Source organism: bacterium SCSIO 12643, assembly GCA_024398135.1.
Taxonomy (GTDB): Bacteria; Bacteroidota; Bacteroidia; order Flavobacteriales_G; family Salibacteraceae; genus CAJXZP01.
The window spans coordinates 3,816,632-3,836,027 of record CP073750.1; the positions used below are offsets into that span (position 1 = coordinate 3,816,632).

At 36.5% G+C, this 19,396-nt stretch carries 7 protein-coding genes; all 7 read left to right on the plus strand.

What is annotated here, in order from left to right:
- Positions 1–259 precede the first annotated feature (259 nt).
- Genes KFE94_16715 through KFE94_16745 form a run of 7 tightly spaced genes read left to right on the plus strand, consistent with a single transcriptional unit; the run spans position 260 to position 19,135 of the window.
- A complete protein-coding gene (locus tag KFE94_16715) occupies positions 260–796 on the plus strand; it encodes an OmpH family outer membrane protein (protein UTW66271.1) in 537 nt (178 codons plus the stop codon).
- 43 nt (positions 797–839) lie between these two features.
- On the plus strand, positions 840–1,352 hold the full coding sequence (locus KFE94_16720) for a hypothetical protein (protein UTW66272.1): 513 nt from the start codon (positions 840–842) through the stop codon (positions 1,350–1,352).
- Between the two features lies 1 nt (position 1,353).
- Positions 1,354–6,669: a hypothetical protein gene (locus tag KFE94_16725; protein UTW66273.1), complete on the plus strand. Its 5,316-nt coding sequence runs from the start codon at positions 1,354–1,356 to the stop codon at positions 6,667–6,669.
- A 10-nt stretch (positions 6,670–6,679) separates the two neighbouring features.
- A complete protein-coding gene (locus KFE94_16730) occupies positions 6,680–8,305 on the plus strand; it encodes a hypothetical protein (GenBank protein UTW66274.1) in 1,626 nt (541 codons plus the stop codon).
- A gap of 3 nt (positions 8,306–8,308) precedes the next feature.
- Positions 8,309–9,013 (plus strand): hypothetical protein, encoded by a 705-nt coding sequence (locus KFE94_16735; protein UTW66275.1) that lies wholly within the window; start codon positions 8,309–8,311, stop codon positions 9,011–9,013.
- Positions 9,014–9,015: 2 nt separating this feature from the next.
- The gene (locus KFE94_16740; protein UTW66276.1) at positions 9,016–18,630 is read left to right on the plus strand and encodes a hypothetical protein; all 9,615 of its coding nucleotides are present in this window, start codon (positions 9,016–9,018) and stop codon (positions 18,628–18,630) included.
- A complete protein-coding gene (locus KFE94_16745) occupies positions 18,590–19,135 on the plus strand; it encodes a hypothetical protein (protein ID UTW66277.1) in 546 nt (181 codons plus the stop codon). The genes KFE94_16740 and KFE94_16745 overlap by 41 nt, the downstream gene beginning before the upstream one ends.
- Positions 19,136–19,396: the final 261 nt, after the last annotated feature.

A 19,396-nucleotide genomic window follows, 5' to 3' on the forward strand; every position in this document is an offset into this window, starting at 1 on the left:
AAGTTTTAAATAAATAAAAAGGGTATCTATTTATATTAACGCGGATGATATGGTTGGAGTTAGGGAAGTTTACTTATTTCTAAGGGCTAACGATGATTAATGATTAGGAGACAAATTTATTTGAGCATCTAAATAACTCTCAAATAAAGTGAGAAACTCACTGAAGTATGGAGTAAAAAAAGGTATGTATTGGGGTGTATTTGCTCTTTTAGAGGGTTTGATGATTTAGGATTTTTGTAGGGATAAAAATAAATTAACCATGCAGAGATACTCTATAATAATCAGCGCACTATCGTTGGTGCTAATCGTAATTTTTCTAAGTCTATATATAGGAGATACCCGAAAGGTTGGGTATGTGGATAACACTCGTTTGTTATTGGATTATAATGGGTATAAGGAAGCACAGTCGGATTATGAGAAGAAGGAAGCAGAGTGGGCGAAGAATCTGGAGGAATTAGAGAAGGATTTAAAAGCGTCTTTTATAAAGTATCAAAGTGAGCGAGAGAGTTTATCGATAGAGAGACGGAAGAAGGAAGAGGAGATATTAAATTACAAGAAGAATAATCTATTAGAAGCGAAGGAGCGATACACGGAGAATATCCAAAGGGAGAATGATCGTTTGATGGAGGAAGTATCAAATCAGATTGAGGTGTATGTAGAAAGGTATGCTCAGGAGCAGGGCTATGAACTTATTGTAGGAATCACGGATCAGGGGAATGTTTTGTATAGTGATAAGGACAAGAACATAACGGAGGAATTACTGATTGGATTGAATGGCAGTTATGAGGGGATGTAGTTATATATGGATATATATAATGGTCTTTTTTATTTCTGGATGTGTGAGAGAGGAAATAGAGAGTAAGGAAGATCTGTTGGGGTATATAGAGGCTCATCGCGAAGATTTTTCGAAACACCGAAATTTTAAGGAGTTAGATGTGGATGTTCGCTGTATTCCCGGTGAGTTAAGAAAGGATAGAGATTTAGATGGAGGTTTAAGTTTTGTTTTTTCAATAACGGGAAAGGAGCAAGATTTTTTAAAGAGATATTCACGTAATTATGAAGAGTACCGGCAATACAAGTGGTATTTGATGAATAGTTGGAAGGACTTTATTTATATAGAGGAAGAAGGGCGTAAGATACCACCTGATATTGCACAATTTGAAGAGCGATATGAATTGGGGAGGGGATGTGTGTATAATATTGTGTTTGATGAGACCCAATTAAAAGAAGAGCAAGTAACCCTGGTATATGATGACCAGATATTTGGTATGGGGAAGTTGAAGTTTCGGTTTGACTTGTCTGTATTAAGAGATCTACCAATAAACGAAGAAACGTATTACAATACTTTGTAAAATGAAGAGAATAAGACCATTATTAAAGACAGCGAGTTATGGGATGTTGATCCTGTTTGTAAATCAGATCATGTTCCCGATGTATAGTTATGCGATTACAGGGCATTCGAGTATGCCGGAGTATAGTTCATTTGAGCCGGTATCGACCACGAATATGGTCAATGAATTTGATGGGAGTTTTACTTATAATTTACCGTTATTGAATGTACCGAATGGGTATCCGGTAAACTTATCCTATCATAGTAATTCAGTGAATAATGAGGCATTATCGAGTTGGGTTGGATTGGGATGGAATATTAATCCAGGAGTGATTAATAGGAATAAGAAGGGTTTCCCAGATGAGTATGATGGAGCGAAGGTGACCTATTATAATCGTATGCCAGCAAACTGGACAATAGGAGCGAAGTTGGGAGTAAATATAGACATATTTGCTAAAGAGACATCAAAGGGAGAGTCATCAGGATTGATAGGAGCGAATATAAGTCAAACAATATCCTTTAATAATTATAATGGATTAGGAACTTCATTAAGTTTTGGCGCATCAGATTTTGCAGGAGTGGCCAATATCAATGCGAGTTTTTCGAATGGGAAGTATAATGGGGCGACATATAGCATTAATCCAATGAATGCATTAAATGCATTTTCGGCTAAAGATAGGCCTTTAAGTGAGGAAGATGCTAAGGGTAAAAGTGAAATAGATAAATTACTTCTAACCGAAAAACAAAAGGAAAAAGATACTGAAACTATGAATAAGGGAAAGGAATCAGCGTTATCTTTTTTTAATCCCTCATTTGGTCCATCATTTCGCCCTATTCCGGTTTCTGTGTCAGAGTCTATGGGAGTTATGACAAGTATTAAATTGGATGTTGGAGCAGCTTTTGCACCTGTACCAATAAAGGGTCAGTGGTCTGCTACGGGAACATTTTCGATGCAGAAGAACAAGTATGAAGTAAAGGAGGAGACGGTATATGGCTATTTAAATACAGAGAAAGCCCAAGATGATCCAAAAGGATTGATGGATTATACGATGGAGATGGAGTCTCATTTAGAGAAGAACGATGAAGTTTTGGGGTATCCACTAGCGAATGCAGATAATTATAGCTTAAGTGGAGAAGCTTTTGGAGGGAGTTTTGAAGCGGTGCGAGGAGATTTTGGATATTTCAGACCGAATGAAATACGTAGTGAAGATATAGGAGTGGATTTTGGAGCTGGTTTTTCAGTGCCATTAAATTTCATTCCGGGTCTTGCAAATTTAGAGTTCGGGTATGGAGGATCGATAGCATCAAATTATCATCAGACAGATATAGGAGAGTGGGAAGAATTTATGGGTGTAGATCAATCTTTTAAGTCAGAGTCTTCATTTGAGGAATCTCAAGAGAAAGTATTTTACTTGTTTGCTGGGGACTTAGCTGGATATTTTGATTTAACGGAAAGACATGATGTATTTAATGATGCACCATATTCTCCGACATTAACGGGGAATGTATCAGCAAATGATAATTCATATGGAGGGTTTCGTATGGTTAACTTCAGAAGTGATGGGAAACATAAGCAACGAAGTACACATATTGTGACTCATACGAATGAGGATTTTTCAAAGCTAGGAAAGCGAAGTAGCCCATATAGGACTTATGAGAAGGGGTTAGAATATTATAATGGAAGTAGTTATGAGGATTATGACTATGGAGATTACCCTGCAGGAGGTATTGCAGAGATTGTAACAACGAATAAGGATGGATTAATCTATGTATATGGATTACCGGTATATGAAAGAAATGAGCAGAATATCCAGTATGGTTTGGAATCGAGTGACTATTCAGGTTCACCGAATGTAATCTTTTCAGAAGATGGCTTGATAGCGATGTTAGATAAGAGTCAATTTTCTGATAGTGGTGCAAAACGTAAAGTAGGTCAGAAGGATGGGAATATGTATGCGACAACGTATTTACTTACACAGATACTCACACCAGATTATATAGACCGTACAGGAGATGGTCCATCAGAGGATGATTTTGGAAGTTATACACAGTTTAAATATGAGCGAGTACATGGTGGAGATGGCTCAGACGCATGGTATGGTCATAGATCTCCATATATTGGGGTGAGTTTATCTTCAGGTTCCTTATCAACGAATCGAGATGATATGGGAAGTTTTGGATATGGAGAGAAAGAGGTGTATTTATTACATGAGGTGCATTCAAAGACTCACGTAGCGAAGTTTAAAAAGAGTAGTCGATCAGACGGACAATCGGTGGGATTACCGAATGGTTCAAGTGCGGAAGCGATTGCAGAATGGGATGGAAGTACCGGAACGAGAAAGAGTCTGAAGAAATTAGATGAGATTGAGCTATATGCAAAACAAAGTGATGATGGTTCCTTATCCGAAGAATTATCGAGTGTTCATTTCAAGTATGATTATACTTTGGCAAATGGCTTACCTAATAATTCATCTTCTAGTGGGAAGTTAACCTTAAAGAAAGTATGGGTAGAACACGGAGGGATTTCTAAGAATAGAATACAGCCATATGAGTTTGTATATGAGTATCCTAATATTACGAGTTATCCTATTAGTGCTCAGTATCCTTCATCAGATCAAGTAGGACGAAATATTAACGATTTTGATCATGGGGATATTCCAGTAGGAATTCAACATCCTAATTATATGTCTGTGAACACAGATGGTTGGGGGCAGTATTGTAATTATGATGAGGACAAATCAGATTTAAATTATGCGAGTAAAAATTTAAAGCGCTTTTTCCCATTTAATAATCAGGATCCGGATTATAGTAAGTTCGATCCAGCGGCCTATTTATTAAAGCAAATAAAATTACCAAGTGGTGGGGAAATCCATGTTCAATATGAACAACATGAATATGCTTATGTACAAAACCGCAATGCGATGGTGATGGTTCCGCTTCATTCGGATACGGATGTTGAAGAGACAAATAACAAGCTATATTATATTGATATAGAGAAGATAGGGTTGTCTACTCCGAATACGAAGAGTGAGCGAGAAGCTTTAGCTAAAAAGCTATTTGAGCCGATGATAGAAGGGGATCGGATGTATTTTAAATTTTTATATGCGTTAATAGGGGATACTCCGGATTCAAAGCGTAATCATACGGATTATATTGAAGGGTTTTCGGTGATATCGAGTTATGGTTTTAAAGATGGGTATTTTTTCTTCAGTTTTGATGAAAGAAATCCGAATACATCTAGCCCAGAGTTTGATAATCCGGTTAATAACCCAGGAAAAACGAGTAAGCGAGAGATTCCAAGGAAGGTCTGTAAGGACTTTTATAAATCACAAAGGAGGTTATTAGTAGATGGAGGTCAAAATGTAGTTGGTCTAACATCAGCTGTAGATGGGGGAAGTGAGAAAGGAATGGCAAAATCCTTTTTAGGAATATTAGAAAGTGCGGCATCAGGGGTTGTTGAAAAATGTAAGTATATGGATCCTGAAATGTCTTATGTGCGTTTAAATCTACCATTGGGTACTGGTGACTATAGAAAGCCAGGGAAGAAAGCAGGAGGCGCTCGTGTAAAACGATTATTAATGTACGAAGATGGAGGAATGTTATCTGACCCGGCAACAGTATATGGAACGGAATATTTATATACGCTGGATGATAATGGTCAGGGCATATCTTCAGGAGTAGCGACCAATGAGAGTGGAAGTATTAAGATGGAAAATCCATGGGTACATCCTATAGATAAGTCGGATATATCTTTAGGCGAATCGATATTAGGCTCAAGTTATTTATACAAGCATATGGGGCCAATAGGATTTGGGTTTATGCCTGGTCCATCAATAGGATATTCAAAGGTAACGAGTCGTTCAATTCACCCTGGGAAGACAGGAACAGGAAAGACGGTAAAAGAGTTTTATACAGCAAAGGATTATCCCTGTTTTATGGAGAATCCAAGTGTAGATGCCCCGCCACCAAATTATGGACGTACACCACAGTTAACTGCAAGTTTAGGTGTTCCAGGATTTAGTGTAACGAATGAAGAGTTTTCAGCGACTCAAGGGATCGTGGTTCATTTAAATGATATGCATGGTAAACCAAAGATGACACGTGTGTTATCGAATGATGGAAAGAGTTTGGTTTCATCAACAGAGTATAAGTATATGCATTATGAAAAGCGCGGAGATGATCAGTCTAAGACGGTACAGTTGATGGGTGATAATATGGCTATAAAAACAGCACGATTGGGAGATTTAGGAAGAAAGGTGAGTGTACATGGATATAGTAAGTCTATTGTGGATGAAAATGTAAGTGTTCGAGCTACTTTAGATACAGATGGTCCAGGAGGAATAGCTTATCCGGGGATACCAATACCTATACCTGGAATTTTGGCAAAGTTGGCAGATTTAAGTTCGCCAGTGAAAGCTTCATATACGCGTACGAAATACAATACAGCAAGTGTATCAAAAGTAGTGGAACATACTTCGATTCCAACAGAGGTGATTACGGTGAATGATGGAATACGTACGCATACGGTAAATAGAGTATATGATGATTACACGGGTGATGCTGTAGTGACGACCTATAAAGATGATTTTAAAGAAGGAGTGTATTTGGATCAGAAATTTAAGGCGATGTGGAACTATAAAGGGATGCGATCTAAGTATCAAAATGAGGGTTTAGTGATAGAGCCGTCATTATGGGGATTATCATCAATTACAGGAAATACATCCGCAGGTTTGAGTACAATTACGTTTAACGCCACTTCGTCCTCTAATTTCTGTGGATTAGAGGAATCTTTCCAGGTTGGTGACTTCTTAGAAATTAATGATAAAGCATGCTTATATCATGTCACAGATGTGGATGCCTTGAATAATAAACTGGTTGTTCAAAGGTCAATGCATAGTACGAGTACCTTACCATCGAATATTAGTCGTATTGAGATATTACGAAGTGGATATACGAATCAGATGAATACAATGATGGGGCAAACGGTATTTTTCTCTCCAGAAGGAGTGCCTAATTATTATTCAACACCGAGTGGTATTAGTTATGGAACGAATCAGTTTATAAATGATTTAAATCAGGCAACAACAAACTTGAGTAGTACACCTAGTCAACCCATAGTTTTATATGGGCCGTATACGGAGGTTGATTTGTCAAGTTTTTCAGTGATAAACTGTGAGGGGATGAGTATTAGGAATGTGAAGGTGGACGTGATAATAGATCAAACCTCTTCTCCAATTAAGACAAGTTTTTCAATAGTATCCTATGAGTATTCATGTGACGGAAAGTCTTATACATTGTATCACTGTGGTGAAGGCGGCTTAGGTTATCCATCAAACTAAAATTAAACCGATGAAAAAGTTAATTTATATTTTATTGTTTATGTCTCCATTAATTGGTCTTGCAGCTAATTTTAATGCGACTTATGTACCTCATTCGACATTAGATTATGTTTTGAGGTTTAAGATAGAAAAGATAGCGGGGAGTTATAATTCGAGTGATAATTTGGGTTATAGTATCCGGGTCAATAACAGTTATGGGGTGCATCAACCATTGTTAGATCCCAATGGGGGACCGTATTATTCAGATGTGTATTTTTATTATGCAGGAACATTTAACATAGAGGTTAAATATTCTATTAATGATGTAGTAATAGAAACCCAGACCATGAGTGTGGTGGTGACATCTGCTAATGGGGAGTATGGTTGTTGTTCTGTGACGATGAAGATGGCACATCAAACGGTAGGAGAGAACGGGCAATTTGTATTGGATCAAGCTACTGGAAATGTTGTATTTCAAAGTGGGCTATGCGGAAGTGTAGAAGAATTTGATTGTATTTCATTTAATAACGGGTTGTATTTAGAGCATGTGATCAGTGCGAATGCACAAACATTTTCATCGAATTGGTCAACGGATTTAACTCGATATGCGAAGGATATGACGGGGGTATTTCCAAATCAGGTAGAGCAAGGCTTTTTAAATAAATGGAGAGTAAAAGAATCTTATACCTATAAGTCGGAATTAGATGGATCTATAATTAATACTGCAGCTACAGATGATTATAAGAATTATGATCGAGGGACTTTTGGTTATTCTCAATTTTTATGGAGGGATGTGTCTTCTAATGACTATGATAAATGGATTAAGACCTCCAATATGATGGAGTATTCTGCTAATGGAGATCCTATTTATGAGATTAACGCATTGGGAGTGACGAGCGGGGCTTTATATGGGTATAACAACACGCAAGTAATAGGAGTTGTACAACATGGGAGATTTTTTGAAGTATCCTTTGAATCATTTGAGAATACGTACATTCCGGACCCTTCTTCTTCCCCTGTACTTAAATATTTTGATAATGGAATAGAGCAGACGAGTAGTTTGGATGTGGAGACGACATTTGGTCATACGGGTAATCAGTGTGTTGAAGTTAAGGATGCGGGATATTTTAATATAGCACCGAGTTTAAATGGCGGTTTATGGAGTAATACGGATGTTTTAGATGGAGATGGTTTTTTAGTTCAGGCATGGGTAAAAACCACAGGGACTCCAACTTTTAATGTCAAGCTTACAGATGGGAATGGTACGGTTAGAAATGAAGATATGGAACTCGCTCAATCATGTGGAGAATGGAGTTTATATGAAGTAGAGTTAGATGGTTCTGATTTAGCAGGAGTATCTCCTCCGGGTATTGAACCTTCAAGAATACGATTTGAGATGTCATGTACATCATGGACATCATCAGGCCCTACGATTTATATAGATGATGTTCGAGTTCAACCGGTAAAATCAGAGATGGTGACGTATGTGTATGATAATCATCAGCGCTTAGTTGCAAATTTTGATAGTCAGCATTTTGCATTGATTTATCAATACAACGAGGAAGGGAAGTTAATCCGCAAATTAAAAGAGACAAGCGAAGGAATAGTAACGCTTTCAGAAACACAGTATAACTCAGAAGGTAAGCCTAGACAATAAGATATGAGAACAGGATTGATAATGATGGTATTGCTATTGGGGATGAGAGGTATTGTTATATCTCAATACCAGTTTCCTTTAGATGCGATAGAAAAATTAAAGCAACATACTTCGGATTATGCAAATATGGTGAATACGGAGAAGTATTTACATTTTCAGATGCAGACCTATTCGCGTAAATCAAGTTATACATCAGATGTAAGAACGACCGATTTTTATAAGAATGGAAAGATGGTCATTATAAGCAGTGATGAGATGAGCTATTATATAGATGATAGTCTGATGATCATTTTAAATGAAGAAGCGAAAAAGATATATATCAAAGAGATAGAATCGGAAGAAGAAATGGCAACCGGTTATATGAATAGTCTGGTAAATGCTTTTGATTCAATTATGTCTTATACATCATCGGTAACCTATAATGAGGGGAAGAATATTTCGTATGAATGTAAAATAGCCCCTAAGAATTATTACAAGTTTGATAATCTGATGTATCAGAACATATACTATTCTAAAGGGGAGATTTTACCGGATAGTATAGTAAAAGGCTATTATTCGGAGCAACTCTACGAAGAAATCACGTATGTTGAATTGGTGTCAAAGGCACGATTTTCGGCATACCCACATCATGATGTGAAACGCTATTTTTTTAATGAAAAGGAAGAGCTTTTAGCACGTTATAAAAATTACTCTATATCAAAACTCTAATTATGAAACTAAAGAATCAATTACATAAAGTGTTTTTATTGTTCGTTGCAATAGTTGCGATGAGCGGTAGTGTGATCTCTCAAATTGTTTTTGAAGGGTCTAATATTTTAGTGAATAATTCGCTTACAGGGAGTTATTCTTCATTGTCAACAAACGGATCACAAACAGTGAGTACAGACGAGTTGATTATGTTGGTTTCATTGGATTATGGAGATGTAACAAACCCTAATATAACGCAAGGGACTATAAGTGTTGGATATGATTTAGAATACTCAAATTCTTCAGGGAGCTCAGTGGTTTTATCGGGTGTGTTGACGGTGAATTCGAACGATTTAAGAGATGCCAAGCAGTATATCAGATCTAATTTTCATTCTTCAAGTGCTGTAAGATTAACAGTGACGAGTGTAACAGGAACGATACCTAATAATTTACGTTTAAAGGTGGATTATCAGGCGAAGTATAAGTATCACTTACATTCCTCAAGTAATATCAATTATCAGTCGGTAGATGTTATTTCAGCTCAAGAGAGCAAGGTAATGTTAAGTTGGAGTAGTCATAGTTCAAATGGTACAAATAGAGATTATTTTGAGTCATATGATTTAGAGATACTAAAAGTAGATCCTAAAAAAGGTTCAGGAGGATCATATACGTTATATAAAGATTGGAGTAAAGCTTTAAAAGTAAGAGTAGATGGAGGAGTGCGTTCGTATGCATTTATGCCAAGTTCAGGAGAAGGCTATTATGTATGGAGAGTAAGACCGATTGGATCACAATATTCAGGTGGTGCAACAAATGTTAAGAATATAGGAGAATGGTCCAGTTTATCAATAGATGCTTCGTTAGGACATTTTTATACTCCGGCAAGTACAGATGGGGGACAAAAATTTAAAGTTACATCACCATCTGGAAATTATAAGCCAGGGGGAAGTTCGGCAAATAATGAGTTTTTCATAGATCAAAGTTTTGAGCAGGGGAAGAACTGGAGTTATATGCAACAGTTTGCAGAAGGAGGCAAGAGAAAAGAAGTGGTAACTTATGCGAATGGATTAAATCAGGTAAGACAAACTCAAACGAAATTAAATAGTAGAGAAGAAGTTGTAGCCAATGCGACTGTATATGATTATTCGGGTAGAGGAGCATTAAATACGATGATGGCACCTACTCAAAAGTCTTATTTTGAGTATGATAATCATTTTATGATTTCCTCATCAACAGGAGGGGTCTATTCAGCAGCAGATTTTGATACGGATGGAAAAATGTTTGCGCCTAATAGTGTAAAGTCTACTTCTTCATTGTCTCAGTATTATAGTGATCAGAATAATGGATCGATGGATGGATTATATGTGGCTGATGGGGAAGGTCAGACATATACCAGAAATGTATATACTCCGGATGCAACAGGAAGAGTATGGGTTCAAGGAGGAGTCGGTGACGTGCTGAAGTTGGGAGATCCAACGAATGTATCAGGAGCGCATAATACGGTGGTGGAATATGGGAGTGTTGCACAGCAAGAGTTAGATTACATATTTGGAAATGAAGCACCATTGGCTGAGAATGTATATAAAACGAGTACAAGAGATCCAAATGGAGTAACCTCTATTAATTATATGACCAAAAAGGGGGAAGTATTGGCCACGATGTTGGATGGAGCTAGAGTAACAGATTATTCAAATAGACAAACGCCAGTAGGAGGGATGCAAACTATAACAGTAGAGGATGCATTATCAGAAGGGATGTTGTCTTCAGATGGATATAGTAGTTCGTCTTCGAAGACATTAATGGTGATGGGAGCAGGAACTTTTAATTCGGTAAAAGCAGATCAAATTGATTTAACGTATTCGTTTTCTCCATCAGATTTTAATTTAGATTGTGATAATGGATGTGGCGATTGTGATGATATTTGTTCGGAGTGTGATTACAAGGTTTATATAACGATTACAAGTCCGAAATATCCAAGTGATCCGGATCGTAATGTACGTTTAGAGATAAATATCCCGCCAAGTTATTTATTGGAGTGTGGACAAACAAATGCGGTATATAGTAATCTTTTGAATGGAAGTGCTCCAGGCAATATTACAGTATCAGCAGTAGATTATACGAATACATCAACAGCTGGAAATACAGTGAGTAGTGCATTTTTATCAGGAATTACTTCAGGAACAATCCATTTAAAGCCTGGGGTGTATACGATAGAGAAAGAGGTAGTGATTAATGATTTAGAGGGGCCTAATTCTGGGCAGACTTATTTAGATTATTATATTTCAGAATTAGAGTCACAGTATGAGAATTGGACATTGACAGAGAACTGTTGTGGGCCATATAGTTTACCAGCTCCACAATGGAGTTGTGATACAATAGAAGGGTTTACTTGTGCAGATCCTAATTTTAACTCAAAGGCTACCGCATTGGCGACTACATTGTATAACTATGTTCAAAAAGAAAAGACCTATCAATTAAACGATGGCAACAATACGTATTATAAAAATATTTTGACAAAACCAGCAGGAGATCTGTTAAGTAATAATATTAGTCAAACATCGATAGCAGACTTTAAGGGCCTAATTACAGATTGGATGTGTAATGAAGGTATAGCGTCAAATACTATATTATCATGTATTACATTATATGGTGAGTTATTAGATAATAATATCACGATAGCAGAGAGCATGGCGAATGGAGGAATCCAGAACCCTGGTTCTGCCGCAGGTGCTTTTAAAGAGAATTATGATTTTTTATTAGGTGTATTTAATTGTTTATCTGTATCGAGTGAAGGCCCTGGTTGTAGTTATTGGATAGATATTGTAGCATATGGTCAAAACGGATCTTCACAGGAATTCATAGATGCAGTGAATTTGGCGAATATGAAGAATAAAGGAATAATAGTGACCTATAATAATATTGAACATCCGGGAGGTCCGCCTAATATAGGAGGGATACCATCGAATCAGGTAAAATTAGTAGAGGTAGTTCATTCGGGTTTTTATTCATCAGCTAGTTTTTATCAGAATCATAATACACATATAGATAAAACACAGGCCCTGGCACATGATAATTGTTTAAGGTATTTGCAATATCCAAATTCGACAGTGAATACAGGGGCAGAGGAGTCAGACCGTGCGGCATTGGCAGAGATGGGGTGTGATTGTTTAGAGAAGATTCCAGACCCGATGCCAGAGATGAAAGATGAGATTTCTAATTCGACTGCATCTGTGGAATTAGAGTTATCATGTGAGGAGCAATGTGATGATAATAAGTTGATGTACGAGGTGGCATATAATAATGCGGTTTTAGCCGCAAATTTGGCCAATGGTCATACAGATATCTATTCAGATGATTGGGAAGATGATATAGCTGGTATAGTAAGCACGAAAAAAGATTGTGAGATTGAATTAATGGTAGCACATTGTAAAACAAAGTGTCATAAGGAACTACATACTTATTTAGAGGGTCGGGCGAAGTTTGATTCAGAGACAAACAATGAGAATTCATTTTCTATAAATGGAGTAGGAGTAGATCAGATTTCAATTCCAGGGACTTTTAAGATGAGCGATGTATATGATGATACAGAAGTTCAGCAAAGGTTAGCAAAAGAGCGTCAGGACATTGAAGATGTAGTTTTAGGGACCGCACATTATGCACCATATATACAAAATGGATATTCGGTATCAGATTATCAAAAAGAGGTTAAAGAAGAGATAGTTAAGTTTTTCTATGATAATTTAGAAAGGGGAATGTCTGAAAGAAGTAATTGGGTGAGTCCTAATCCACAACATGTTCTAACTCCATTAGGAAGTCAGGGAGATAGAATGAATACTTATGAAAAAGGTTTTTCTCTATCGGATGGAACAGGAACGCTTAGATCAGTAACAGCTCAGGTGAATGTAATATTTAGAGAGATAATGCCGAATGATTTTTCAGATGATGAGATATTAGAGTTGAACGTAAGATTATTATGTTCAACAGGGGCGGAGATATTTTCATGGGCGGTGGCTCCTGAAAATCTTAGTGATCTGGATCACTGTGGAATATTCAAAGGGGTGAGTCCTTCAGGTTATGATGTGCGTTATCATATTGCAGAGTTTTATTTTGATCAGTTTGATAATTTCCATGCAGTGCCATCAGAGAATATGTGTTGGAAGTCTAATTCTGAGTGGTATCATTATAATAAAGTGACTCCGGTAGATTATACAGCAATAGCGAGTATAGATATTAGTGATTTTCCATGGGGAGGATCAACGGAGTTTTTATTGAAGTATGATGATGGAACGAATGTAGAATATGTAATGAACAAGAAAGTTTTAGCAGGTAGTACATATTCAGAAAGTGCAACATTAATCGCAGATGAAATCAATAAAACTTCATCTAATCCTATAATGAGAGCGAGTAGTTCCGGGAATATTTTGAAGGTATATTTATATGATGAAGAGGCTTTAATTGAACCATCATTAATAAAATTAGAAGGAACTCTTTCCGGTGACTTTGTGAATTTTGATTATCCATCAGAAGTGAGTAGTAACAAAAGTTTAGATGCTTTGAATACTTGTTCTACTGCAAGTGCAACATCTACAAATTGTCCATATGGATATGCAGAAGTTATCGGAAATTCAGTTAGTAGTTTATCAGGTATAGATGTATCGGTTGATCAAGAAATGCAAGTATTGGGAGATGATATTGCAGATTTTTGGAAAACTTCATTTAAGACGCTGATAGATTCACGTCAAGCTACTGGGGTATCAGCAACTTATACAACTAGTTTACCAACCCCTGTAGCGAATGAAACTATATATGTGGAAGTCTACGAAGATGAGAAGGAATGGATAACATCTACTGCGGGATTATTAAGAGCAAAGACATATGTAGAGGCACAGATTTCGGAGATTGAAGAGACAAGTGAGACAGGTGTGGTGACTAAAAGTAGAGAGAGTATTATTACTATGGTGAAGTTGACATTAGAGAACGATTGTGAGAGTGGTCCACAACAACCCAATATAATAGCAGGATTTCAGATTGAACCACAAAATGCGAATAGCCATGATTCATGGATGAGGGGATTGACAATAGAAACAGGATCATATTACGATTATTCAGGTGCCTCTTATACACCTTATTTATACAATAATGTAAATAGAAAAGTATTTAATGATATTGTGTATAATGGATCAGGAGAGTTTTTCCAAATAGATTTGAACCCCAATATGTTGTATTATACAGGGAATCCTCCTGTGGGTTCTGTAAATGGATCAGGAGTAGTTAATGTGTACCAGGGTATATCAAGTAATGTTGAATATTTAGGATGTTATGTGCCATTTACATATGGGCATGTATCGGGCAACACTTATAATACTACAGCAAAATCATCAACCGATTACGATGCGAGTGAGATAGATGAATTTCGAAAACAAACTAATTGTGCTAATTATTATTCTAAATCTTGTGATGTATGTGTGAGATATACGTTTGAGGTAGATAATACGCCAAAGGATATAGAAGTTCCATTATCGTGCGAAGAGATTCAACAACAAAATCAGAATAATGCGATTAGAGGATTATTAAGTGCATGTTTGGAGGATAAGACGAATGAATTAAAAGAGAATTATAAAAAGTGTGCGGAGGATTATACGGATAATCTAAGTATGAGATATGATTTGGTGGCTGGTCAATATACTTTGTATTACTATGATAGAGCTGGGAATTTGATTGAGACAGTTCCTCCACTTGGAGTGAATTTGTTGAATGCATCTCAGGTATCATCTGTGAAAACGTATAGAGATAATCCAGCAGGAAATACGCCAGTGTATCCATCACATACAATGCGTACAAAGTATAGATACAATTCATTAAAGCAATTGGTATGGCAGGATACTCCTGATGGAGGACAGAGTCAGTTTGGATATAATAATCTGGGTCAATTGGTACTGAGTCAAAATTCGAATCAAGATGATAATAACAATAAGTTTAGTTATACTAAGTATGATAAATTGGGCAGAGTTGTTGAAGTGGGTCAGGTAACCAGTTCGTCAGCAGTAAGTTTTGATCAGATGTTGACGAATATAATTTTAGATCCAAGTTTATCAGGTTATACCACATCAGAAGAGGTATATACTCAATATGGAAAGAGTAGAAACAGTACAGCTGATATAACCAATCAAACAGGTGGAGTAACAAGTATAGCACTGGAAAATGTGCGAAATCGTGTAGAAAAGACCTGGAATGATCATGTGACAACATATTATAGTTATGATATGCATGGTAATGTGAAAAAGTTGATTCACGATATGGATGAGATCGGAGTGAAAATTCTGGATTATGAATATGACCTGGTGAGTGGGAATGTGAATCAAGTGAAATACAATAGTCATTATGATGTAGATAGTGAAGACCAGTTCTATCATAGATATAACTATGATGAAGACAATAGAATCACAGAAGTTTATACATCCAAAGATGGCATTTTATGGGACAGAGATGCAGCATATGAATATTATTTACATGGCCCATTAAGTCGAATAGAATTGGGCCAGGATGAAATTCAGGGTGTAGATTATGTGTATACATTGCAAGGTTTCTTAAAGAGTGTAAATACAGTAGACTTAGATACCAAAGGACGCAATGATAAAGGTGCGGATGGTGCACATGTAGGATATATTGATATTACAAATGTATCGGGTTCTGTAAGTAGTGCAACGTTGAGTTTAAATGGATCAAGTACAACGTATAGTTTTACGTCAGTAAGTACACCTGAATTATTTGCTTTGGCATTAAGTTCAGAGATTAATGCGTCCTATGAAAAAGCGAGTTCAGGACTATTGAATAGACTCAAAGCAGAAGTAGTAGGAGATCATAAAGTAAAAATCTATGCTACTGGAGAAGGATCATTGCCTACTGGTTTAGGATTAACCGCAGCAGGTGTGACGATTACCAAAAAAGACTTTGCGATTAACAGTACAGCAAGAGATGCATTTGCGATGGAATTGGGGTATTTTGACGGAGATTATCAAAGAAAAGAAACGCGTATTGGTAAGCATAGTCAGTACAATCCGTTTACGGCAGCAGGGTCAGATGTGAATAGTAATACTTCGTTATACAATGGAAATATTAGTACGTGGTTGACCAATACGTTTACCGGAGGATTAACGATGGATGAGTACGATGTGAAGATGAATGTCTATCGATATGATGCATTAAACCGAATATTAAACTCTGATTTTAAATGGTGGGATGGAGCGAAGTATTTAGATGGTGATAAACGATACGATGAATCGTTTACTTATGATGCGAACGGAAATATCAAAACAGTGGATAGATATGGAACCTCATCACAAGGAAAAGTGGATGATATGGATTACCAATATGTAAGTCCTGGAGTGAATAACAGGCTGGATCATATTGAAGATGCATCTTCTGTGATTCCTTCTGGAACATCAGATTTTCATATGGGGACACAAGGAGATGAGAACTATGAATATGATGATATGGGGAATCTGTTGAATGATAATTATAATGACACGGAAATAGAGTGGAATGTAATTGGGAAGGTGAAGCGTGTGATAGGTTCATCAGAAACCATTATATTTGAATACGATGGGATGGGAAACCGAATAACCAAAGAAGTTTTGACTAACTCAGGAGGCTTAATAAAGAAACAGTATTACTTGCGCGATGCGAGCGGGAATGTAATGGCTATTTATGACAAGAAACCGGTGGGGAATAATGTGACATTAAAACTATCAGAAGTGCCATTATATGGATCGGATCGATTGGGGAATAAGAATATGAACCAGGAGATCGCGACTCAGACGAATGTATCGGTGAATAACTATCAGTTTACCAAGTCACAAACGCAAACGGATTTTAATGTGACTGCTCCGAATCCATATACCACAGTGACATCATCGACACGAACAGTGGGAGCGAAGAGTTATGAGTTAAAGGATCATTTAGGCAATGTTAGAAGTGTAGTCACTGATAGAAAGAAAGCTATCGTTGGAAGACAATACTTAAGCTTTGATGGAAATGATCAGGTAGTTATAAATAATACAAGTGCATATAATTTAGCTTCAACTTTAACTTATGAAGCCTGGATTAAGCCTGATGTAGTATCGGGTCAACAGATGATTGTAACTAAACAATGGTGTTCAGGAAATCAATTTTCATATTATTTCTCAATTAAAGAAGGTAAATTAAGATGGGTATGGAGTGCTCCTGGAACATGTGGATCGGCAATAGAGTTATATGAGAGTTCTTCTGTTGTAATTACCGCAGGAGTATGGCAGCATGTCGCAGTGGTTCATACGACTTCAAGCGTTAAGTTATATGTGAATGGAAACGAAGTAGGCGGTGCTTTACGAAGTGGTGATAGTTACAGTACGATTAAAGTAAGTAATGTACCTATTCGAATTGGTGCATACAGAAATGGTAATGGCAGTTACGGGCTTCATTTTACAGGAGGAATAGACGATGTGCGTTTATGGAATGATGCGCGAACTGCATCTGAGATTTCCGGGAATATGAATAATGAGTTGTCTGGAAATGAAGCCAATTTAGCTGGATACTGGAAGTTTAATGAAGGTACAGGTACAGCCGTGGCAGATGCTTCTCCAAATGGATCCAATGGAATTTTAGGGGCTGGTAACGGAACTCAGCCAAGTTGGGTATCGACATCAGGCGTTGAAGGTTATATGGCTGAAGTGATCTCCGCAGCAGATTATTATGCATTTGGGTCATTGATGCCAATGCGTAATGCCAGTACGGATGATTACAGGTATGGTTTTAACGGTATGGAAAAGGATGATGAAGCAAAAGGTACAGGAAATTCTTATACAACCCTGTTTAGACAGTATGATCCGAGGATAGGAAGATGGTTGAGTTTGGATCCAGTGATTCAACCATGGCAGAGCCCATATTGTTCAATGGATAATAATCCCGTTTATTACAATGATCCGTTAGGTGATAAGGTTAAATATAAAAGAGATAAAGGAGTAAGTAGGAAGGATTTTAAAGCTATGAAATCTAGGATTAAGGAACTTCGAAAAAATTCAGATAGCTTTAAAACAATGTTTGATGATTTGGATGATCGAAAGGAAAAATATTTTTACAATGCTGTGGATGGGTTAAAAAGTGATAGTCCTACGGGGGATAATGTTATGAATATTGCCGTTGGTTACACAGGAAATGACCCAGGAAAGAATGGAAAAGAATCATATGATTTTGCTCAATTGGGAATGATAGCTCATGAAACGGGACATAAATTTATGGAGGTAAATAACCTTGATATGCCATTTCCTAAAATGCCTATAGTTAGCGTTTTCGATAAGGATTATTCAAAAATGAATGCATGGACCGAAGCTTGGCAAAAAGCACATGAGTTTAATGAAAAAAGTGCCTTGCATATTGAAAACATAGTTAGGAGTGAATTGCTTAAGGTTGGAGGTAAATACTCGGGAATAAATATTAACAGATATTATACTCCAGCATTTAAAATTACCACAAGTTTTATTTTGGGTATAAGGAAAAACAAGTTAGAATTAGGAGGCTCCTATGACTTGTTCTTAAACGGAAATTATAGTAGATCGTATTATGATAAAAAAATTGACATTAAGATGGAATTGGGTTTATAAATCAATAATTATAGTTCTGTTGTTTGGTTATTGTACAGGTAATGCTCAAGACTGTGGTATTAAGGTTGAGGATTATAACAAGAATTATGAGTTTTATTTTGATATTGACTCTATTCCAATAAATTACCATTTTGAAATGGTGCTAATAGGTACAAATGGTAATGAGATTAATGATTTCCACCTTTTTTGTGATGGTAATAATTATTTTGTAAAAGAAAAATCTGAGGTAATTAAAATTAGATCAAAGCAAAAGGATGAATTGGATGCATTACTAGAGGGAATTGAAGTTCCTAATGAAATTGTAACTATTTATACGAATGAGTATTCTCGACATTATTTTGAGATGATGGTGATGAAGTTGGGAAATAGTAAAATGTTTTTTGTTCCAATGGTTTCAACAATGGAAGTGAATTATGATTGTATTTATCAGAAATTCCCCCAATATAAAGAGATAATAAAAATTTTTAGGGAAATTTATTTTGAGACTAAGAAAGTGACACGATAGCTCGATTTTAGTTTTGCTCCAATTATGAATGTAAGGTATTAATAAATAAGAAATTTAGAAAGCCCCCTAGCACCTTGCCAAATGAGAAATAAAGAATAAAAGTTGTCATTTATAGCGAAAGCGCTAATGGCAACTGGTTAATGAAAGAAGAAATAGAGATTAAAAAGAAAACCACTAGCTGAAGAGTTAGTGGTTTTTTGTTACTAGTTTTTCTGAATATAGAAACCGCAATCAGAATCTAAACATAGAACATTAATTATT